Here is an 8,454-nt window from a genome sequence, read left to right on the forward strand (position 1 = left end):
GAATATATATGAATAAAAAAATAATTGCTTTCATTGCGTTTGCTGTGCACTTGTCTCTATTTTGCGGTGGCGGTGGCGAAGTATTGTTCGCTCAGAAAATCCTGAAAGACACAACTTTTGTAATCGTAAAACAATTTCAGCCAACCATTGCTGACGCCTACAAGATAAACGACATGCCCGTGGTGAAAGATTCTGTTCCGCCCGCTCCACAATTGAATTATGCCATCCATTCAAAAAAAGTATTCACGCCTTTTACTGTTGAGCCACTTAAGCCAGCAAAGATGGTGGGAGAGCCGCTCACAAAACTTTATCAGTCGCTGGCTAAAGTCGGTGCAGGAAATTATTTATACGGAGAAGGGTTCTTTAACAATCTTCGCTCAAAAGATATTTCGTATGGAGCACATGTAAAACATCTTTCATGGGGAGGAACGCTGGATGGATATGGTTTCAGCGGATTCAGCGATAATCAAGTGGAACTCTACGGAAAAAAATTCTTCCGCAAGCATACGCTTAATGGCAATCTGGATTACAACAGAAACGTAATTCATTATTATAACTATGACACTTCCTTTATAAAAAAACTGGAAGACAATGATCTCATCAAACAGCGTTACTCAATCGTTGGAGGTAATATTTCTCTGCAAAGCCACTACACAGATTCTGTTCATGCAAATTACCTGCTGAAACTCAAATACTATAACCTTTCAGATTTTTACAGCACATCAGAAAATAATATTCGCGCAGAAGGCGACTTCAGCGGTTTTTATGAAAAACAACTGGTGCAGGTTCCGGTTATAATAGATTATTACAACAATAAATTTTCAGCCGATACTTCTAATTCTGTTTTAATCGGTCTTTCTCCTTACATCACTTCTTCCGGTGATAAATGGAGCACGCGCATTGGCATTGGAATAGCGATAGAAGGAAATCAAAATGACAAGAGCCGTTTTCTTTTTTATCCGAACATAGATTTTAATTACAATGTGGTAGAAAACATCATTGTCCCTTACGCTGGATTCACAGGAGGATTAAAAAAGAATTCTCTCAAATCATTGACTGATGAAAATCCCTTTCTAGTTCCGAATCCTTCTCTCAAAAACACAAATACTAAATGGGAAATGTACGGAGGATTGAGAGGAAGCATTACCAAAAACATTTCATACAACACACGAACTTCCTACAGAAAAGCAGAAGACATGTATTTTTTTGTGAATGATAACAGCGATTTTATCTTGAAAGGTTTCAATGCATTGTATGATGACGCTACGATTTGGAATATTCACGGAGAATTGCAATTTCAGTATACAGAAAAAATAAAACTTCTTGCAAAAAGCGATTACAACAAATACACCATGACAAATGAACTTAAGCCATGGCATCGCCCTGCCATGCAGTTTACGCTCTCTGCTAATTACAGTCTGAAAAATAAAATTATTGTGAATGCTGATGTGTTTGTTACAGGAAAACGATTTGCAAAAGCAACAAGCAACAATGGCAATATAATTGTCATCGTGCCGAAAGAACTTCCATCGATTATTGACGCAAACCTTTCTCTCGAATACCGATACAGCAAGAAACTTTCCTTTTTCCTGAACATGAATAATCTCGGCTTCTCACGGTATTACCTGTGGAATAATTACCCTTCGCAGAGTTTTAATTTTCTTGCTGGAGTTACTATGTCGTTCTGATCTAATCCTTCACTCTTCTCATCGCAAGCGCTCTTACTATCCAGTTAGGAATGTTTTTTCGCGGATCGCGCTTGCGCAGGTTAATGTAGATGCCGAGTTTTTTCAGCACTGGCACTTTGTGTGTTTCCACAAACTCGATGAGCGTTCCATCAGCATCTTCTATGTAACTGAAATGCCCTGCTGCTTCTCCCATGTCAAAACTGTTTGCGCTGTCAACTCTGAAAGCAAATCCTGCTTCTTTGCATTCATCACGCAAGGTGCTCATGCCTGTTACATCAAAGCAGACGTGAATGAAACCGAGGTCGCCCCAGAAACGGTTCTCATAATTTTTTATCGGAACCCTTTCAAGCACCTTGATGAGTTCAATTTTTGTGGAACCAAACAAGCGGGAGAAACCACCGCTTCGGATATTCTTATGCTTTAACAAAACTCTTCTTATTTTATTATTCCCGCCTGATAAAGTTTGCAAATCTTCAAATACGCCCTCCTTGTCATATACCACTTCATCATAGCCAAGAATATCACTATAAAGTTTTTTTGCTTTGTCAATGTCTGTAACTCCGATGGTAATTCCTGCAGCACCTCCCTGCATGTACTTGTCTTTTCCAAACCAGCTATTTTCATTTACATACTGAAAAAGATTTCCGTAAGGATCTTTCACAAAAAAATGAGAATTGCCTGACGGATCTTTTACCACTTCGCTTACAAGGTTCAGTTTTTTTTCTTTGAACTTTTCGAAAGTTCCCACAACATCTGTTGTTTTCATCTTGGAACAAAAAATCCCTAAATCGCCCAATTGAATTTCAGAAGATGCTTTTTGCGGAGTTCTGCTTTTGTATTGCCAAATCTCCACTCCTCCTCCCCCATTCAGATTCATGGCGAGAATGGCGTGGCGCTTCCATATTTTGCCACCCGTGTAGGGAAGCATGAGCGTAACTTCATTGTCCTCTTCAAAAATTTTTATGTCCATCCCGAAATTTTTCCTATACCAGCGAAACGCTTCGTGAACATCGCTGACTCCGATACCAACCTGCTGAATTCCTGTAATGTACTTTTGCATAATTGTTTAGTTTGCAGTTCAACGTTTATAATTCGCAATATGCACTTTATTGTATGCTGCAAACTGTAACCGAAAACTCATTATTATTTTGGACCTACTTGCATTATTCTCCAATAAAAAAAGCGCGGAAAGAAACGCTTTACGATTACCGCCATTAATTCTTGTCCACCCATAAAAACCTCTACGCGCTTATTTCGTACTGCTTTCAGGATTTTCTTTGCGCATGTCTCAGGCACCATTCCGTTTTTCTGTCCTTCGTCCATTTCATTAAAACTTTTTCCTGTTTCAGTAATGGCATTAAAAGAAACTTTCGTATTGATAAATCCCGGGCAAATGAGAGAAACATGGATGTTATTATCAAGTTCTTCCATTCTCAGCGCCTCAAAATATCCATGCAGCGCGTGCTTGGAAGCAGCGTATGATGACCTCCTGTAATATCCGAACTTGCCCATCAAACTGCTTATCACTACAAGATGTCCGCTTTTTTGTTTGCGCATAACAGGAAGCACTGCTTTTGTGATAGCTACTGTGCCGAAATAATTTATTTCCATTATTTTTCTCTCCACGTCAAGGGGAGTGTCCACTATGAATGAGCGCTGGCTTACTCCAGCATTGTTCACCAGAATATCTATTCTCCCGAATTTCTGAATTACTTTCTGAACTTCAGAATCAATGTTTGCGAGTTCGGTAATATCCAAAGGAAGAATTAAAATATTTTCTTCTAAAATAAATTTCGAACATTCTTTTTTTACGCGCTGAAGTTCGGATTCTCTTCTGGCTGACAAAATTAATTTCGTCTTTTCAGATGCAAATTCTTTTGCCAGCGCTTCACCAAGACCTGATGATGCGCCTGTTATCCAAACGACTTTATTTTCAAAGAAGGAACTCATTTCTTTTTGTCAACATTAAAACGGAACAAACTCAGAGAAAGAGAAATGTTCGGGTTGCTGCCGGGGGACAGGTAAGTGAGTATATCATTTGTTGCTAAACGCAGTTCACAAATCTTGAAGAACCTGCCGAGCGTTATGCCAACCGGCAAGGAAAATTTATAAACAGAATTTCCTGCAAAGCCGAAACTGAATTTGAAATTGCTGGCAAGTTCAATTTCAGTTCCCGCAGCGAAAAAAGCATTTTCAAGATTGGCGGGATTATCGCTCATCGGCATTACTAAATCAGCGCCCACTACCATTCTTTTTGATAGCTGCCAGCCAACTCCTAATCTGAATTTGGAAAGCATTTCGGTTTTATAAGCGGGACCCGGTTCAAAATGAATCAACCCGCTGTCGTTAAACATCTGGCTTGCCTGCTGAGCCATGTCCCATGAATTGATTCCATTAAAATTAAATTGCGATGTATCGGGCAGAAGCGTGTCATGGGCAATGAGAACATTTTTATCCCAGGTGATTTTCCCCATATCCACTGCCGAGAGGGTGATTTTTATTTTTCCGATGCCGATGCCCGCACCAATGTCAAATGCCGTTCCGGTTCCAACTGAAGGAAAAATTCCGGAAGAAGTTTCGGGAGTGAAGTTTTTAATGTTTCCGTAATTGACTCCGTACTTGGAAGAAATAGCGGAATGTCCGGTGAGCACATTATTATCTGCCACCATTTCAAAATCTGCAAGTCCCCATAAATATTTAACGCCAATGCCACCGTAAAAAGAAATCTTACTTGAATCTTTTGTGCCTCCAATGCCGAAAAGTTTTGCTCCGTATGCAAGATTCAGTTCGCGGTAATGCATGTAGCCGATTTTAGAACCGTTAAAAATGGTGGAGATGTTTTTCAGGAATGCCATTGTATCCTGAAAAATCGGAGCGTTCATTCCCATGAAAAGAATTTCAGCAGCGTTCTTGTTCAGCTTAATATGCCCGAAACTTCTGTCGCGGAGATTCATAGCGAAACCTCCGACCTTAGGAACGCGGAAAGAAAAAGTGAGCCAATCTATGTTTGACGCAAGATTGAGTCCTTCGGCATTTGAGAAAAGACCTGCGTAAGCGCTTTTATCAGCGGTGGAGAATGTATCGCCCGGATGAAGGATTGCATTTTTCAACTGCCCATAATCCATGGCGCCTGACTGCGCGCTGATTCCGAAAATCATGGTGCTGATGGAAAACCGGTAGTTGTTTTCCCACCCGAGATTGGCGGGATTGATGCCGACACATTCCCAGTCCCTCACGATTCCGTTGGCTACACCGCCTTTGCCGGTGGCAACGGGCAAGCCCATGTCAATCTGAGAAAAAAGGCAAATAGACAATAGACAACAGACAGTAGACAAGAAGATTTTTTTCATTTCATAATTCTTTTATAGGATAGCAAATGTAAGGTAAATTTTGTTTTCTGTTTGTTATACCTTTGCGCTTTACGAATTACGCCCGGATAAATCGGGATGAAACAAATGGAGATGAATTACGAATTTAAGAAAGTCAGTTCATTCATTGTACTTTGCACATTGTACATTGTATTTGGATTATCTTGTGGGCAATCAGAAAAACAAGTTGTGATTCCTGCAAATGTTCTTCCGAAAGAAAAAATGGCTGAAGTGATTACTGACATTCATCTGGCTGAAGCGGAAACAAACTTTCGTCCTCTCCCCGACTCCGCCTCGACAGAAAAATTAAGCTTTCAGAAAGTTTTTGAGGAGAATAAAATTACCAAAGCCCAGTATGATACGAGTATCTCTTTTTACATTGGCCATCCTGAACTGCTGAATGAAGTTTATGAGAAGGTGCTGAATGAGTTGAGTAAGATGCAGGCAGGGAAGAAGTAGGCAGTAGGCAATCAACAGCCAAAATACAATCACATTTTCACAAACTTTTTTATTGCGGATTTAGCCGGTTCAATGTTTTTTCAATATACTTTTCCTTTGGCAGAATGGCATCCTGAATGCGTTTCGCGTAGCGGATGCTGGCGAGTATTTCATTTTGCTTTTCTTCTACTATTTTCTTTTGCTGTTCGATTAGTTGTTTTTGTTTTTGTGTGATGCGCAAGGCGCGGAAGATGAAAACAGCAAACACCAAAACAATAAGCAACCCACTTATTACCGACCAAATAATTAGATTTTTCTTTTTTTCTTTTTCTTCTGCAACAGCATTCTGTTTTTCTAATTCTTTTTTATGTTCTGCGTTTGATACGGCTTCTTTTTTCTCAAACTCGAAGTTCATTTCAGATTGAGCTAATTTTTTTTGAAGTTCATCTTTATTAATGCGATTACGCATTGTTACTAATTTTTTATAGTGAAGCAATGCAAGACCGGGTCTGCCTGTTGTATCATATAGCAGGCTTAGAGATTCATTAGCATTCACAATCCAATCTGTTGAATGGATACTTTCAGCCAGAAAAAGTGATTTTTTCAAATACGCTTCCGCTTCTTTAAACTTTCCAATTTTTATATAAAGCGACCCGATACCCCATTGAGTGCCCGAAATTAAATATTCATCGTGATTCTCCTCCCCCATTTTCAAACCAGCATTGTAATAGTCAATTGCTTTCAGGTATTCGCCTTTGTCTGAGTAGATTTTTCCAAGGCGGGAGAGGTTATAGGAAATTTGTTTCTTATCACCCAACTCTGTTGCTATTGTTAATGCCTTAATGGTATATTCTATAGCTTTTTGAAAGTTAGATAAAAAAGTATAATAAAACCCAATTTCTCCCGTAACAATTGTAACCGATAATTTATCACCTAGTTCTTCATATATTTTCAATGCTTTTAATTCATAGTCAATTGCTTTAGAGTAATCAGCCTGTGAATAGTAGATTGAACCAATGCCATAGAAATCTTTTGCAATTCCTTTTTTATTGCCAATGCCTTCATTAATCTTTAATGCTTTAAGATAAAAGTCCAGCGCTTGCGGATAACACGCTTCATTCCAGTAAACAAATCCGATATTGTTGTAAGCAGTGGAAATTCCTTTCGTGAAAGAGGGGATTAGTTGCAGCGAAAGTTTGATAGCACTGTTGGAATGAGCAATGGAAGAATCGGAAGAGCCAATGTCAAGATATTCGCGAGAGAGGAGATTGAGGTGATTTACTTTATTTGTATCCTCTTTATCTTTTTTGAGGAGAGTGAGGAGGGAGTCCACTTTGCTTTGCGCAAAGGAGTGAGTAAGTGAATAAGTAAATAAGAACATGCAAATCATGAGCCGATGACTGCTTACTGATAGATTACTTTTTGTTTTCATTTTCTTATTTACTTAATCACCTATTCACCTTTCTTCACTTCGACATCTTTGCTTTGAGGCGATTCAAACTTTTCTCAATATACTTCTCCGTAGGCAGAATGGCATCTTGAATGCGTTTTGCGTAGCGGATGCTGGCGAGGATTTCATTTTGCTTTTCTTCCACCACTTTCTTTTGAAGTTCAATGATGTGCTTTTGCTTTTGCGTAATGCGAAGCGCACGAAAGATAAATCCAGCAAACACAACAACTAATAACAATACAGCAATCACCGACCATATAACAATCTTTTGCTTTTTGCTTTCTGCTTCTGCCACTGCCTGTTGCTTATCTGCTTCTGTTTTTGCCGCGGCTTCTTTCTTTTCAAACTCGTAGTTCATTTCCTTGCGGGTGAGTTCTTTGTTTTTTTCTTCACTGAACAAAGTATCTTTCAGCACCATTGCTTTTTTGTAATGCTCTAATGCTTTTGCGGGTTTGCCAATCTTCTCGTAAAGGTTGCTTAGTTGTTCTTCAGTATTTTCTGTATGATGAAGAAAACCTATGGTTGTGTCAATTGCCAATGCGTGCAGCAGATATTTCTCTGCCTCTGTATATTTTTTTTGTGTAATATATAATGTGCCGATGTTGCCAAGCCAAGCAGCGGTATTATTTCTATTTCCTAATTTTTCATCAAGTTTTAACGCCTTGAAAAAATAGTCCAATGCTTTGCTATGTAAAGAATCTGCTGCGACTTGCGAATTGCTGCTTATTGCTTGTTCCTGATAGATAATTCCGATGTTGCCGAGAGTTGATGCAATTAAATTTTTATCTCCAAGTTCGTCTCTTATTTTCAATGTTTTGAAATAATTATCTAGTGCCATGAGATAATTCTTTTGTTCATAATAAATAATTCCGATGTTGCCAAGTTGAATTGCAATTCCTTTTTTATTTTCGAGTTTTTCATACATATTCAATGCCTTTAATAAATAATCCAATGCTTTTGAATAATCCTTTTGCTCATCATAAACAAGTCCAATATTGCCGAGCCGTTTTGCCATTCCACTATTATTCTTTAATGCTTCATCTATCTTCAACGCCTTGAAATAATTTTCCAAGGCATTTGGATAATCTCCTTTCGCCCAATACCCGACACCCGCAATACCATAAGCGTTTGCTTCTCCTTTTGAGAAGTTGATTTTTTGAGAGAGTGCGGCTGCCTGTTGCGCAAGCAAAATAGTGGGGTCAGGGTTGGCGGAGTAAAGCGCGGAAGATAGTTTATTTAAGTGATTGACTTTATTAGTATCCTCTTTGTCTTTTTTGAGGAGGGAGAGGAGGGAGTCAATTTTATTTTGTTGAGCGGAGCAGTAAACAATAGACAATAGACAGTAAACAAACAACAACCAAAATTGTCTATTAGACATTATTCAGATTAAGATGTTATATCCACGATTTTCAACACAGAGTTCACAGAGTTTAATGAGTTTCACAGAGCAGAACTCTCTGTGTAATCTCGTATGTTTGCGAAATTAAATAAACTAGTGCAACTAAAAGAA

At 38.8% G+C, this 8,454-nt stretch carries 7 protein-coding genes; 2 read left to right on the plus strand and 5 right to left on the minus strand.

Features of this window, described 5'->3' with window-relative positions; all coding sequences use genetic code 11:
- The first annotated feature begins 8 nt into the window (after positions 1 to 8).
- Complete coding sequence (locus HY841_00275; protein ID MBI4929168.1) at positions 9 to 1,688, plus strand: hypothetical protein; 1,680 nt, start codon at positions 9 to 11, stop codon at positions 1,686 to 1,688.
- 1 nt (position 1,689) lies between these two features.
- Here the strand turns inward: HY841_00275 and HY841_00280 are convergent, their stop codons facing one another.
- The 3 genes from HY841_00280 to HY841_00290 form a co-directional block, all read right to left on the minus strand.
- Entirely contained in the window at positions 1,690 to 2,748 is a 1,059-nt protein-coding gene (locus HY841_00280; GenBank protein MBI4929169.1) for a VOC family protein, read from the minus strand.
- Between the two features lie 83 nt (positions 2,749 to 2,831).
- Positions 2,832 to 3,638: an SDR family oxidoreductase gene (locus HY841_00285; GenBank protein MBI4929170.1), complete on the minus strand. Its 807-nt coding sequence runs from the start codon at positions 3,636 to 3,638 to the stop codon at positions 2,832 to 2,834.
- Positions 3,635 to 5,038 carry a hypothetical protein gene (locus HY841_00290; protein MBI4929171.1) on the minus strand — a complete coding sequence of 468 codons (1,404 nt, stop codon included), beginning with the start codon at positions 5,036 to 5,038 and terminating at the stop codon, positions 3,635 to 3,637. The genes HY841_00285 and HY841_00290 overlap by 4 nt, the downstream gene beginning before the upstream one ends.
- 111 nt (positions 5,039 to 5,149) lie before the next feature.
- On the opposite strand from HY841_00290, the gene HY841_00295 reads away from it, so the two are divergent.
- Positions 5,150 to 5,515, plus strand: coding sequence for a DUF4296 domain-containing protein (locus HY841_00295; protein ID MBI4929172.1), 366 nt, complete (start codon positions 5,150 to 5,152; stop codon positions 5,513 to 5,515).
- Positions 5,516 to 5,564: 49 nt separating this feature from the next.
- Here the strand turns inward: HY841_00295 and HY841_00300 are convergent, their stop codons facing one another.
- A complete protein-coding gene (locus HY841_00300) occupies positions 5,565 to 6,926 on the minus strand; it encodes a tetratricopeptide repeat protein (protein ID MBI4929173.1) in 1,362 nt (453 codons plus the stop codon).
- Positions 6,927 to 6,960: 34 nt separating this feature from the next.
- Entirely contained in the window at positions 6,961 to 8,322 is a 1,362-nt protein-coding gene (locus HY841_00305) for a tetratricopeptide repeat protein (protein MBI4929174.1), read from the minus strand.
- Between the last annotated feature and the right edge of the window lie 132 nt (positions 8,323 to 8,454).

Source organism: Bacteroidota bacterium (assembly GCA_016213405.1).
In the GTDB taxonomy this organism is placed as follows: Bacteria; Bacteroidota; Bacteroidia; order Palsa-948; family Palsa-948; genus Palsa-948.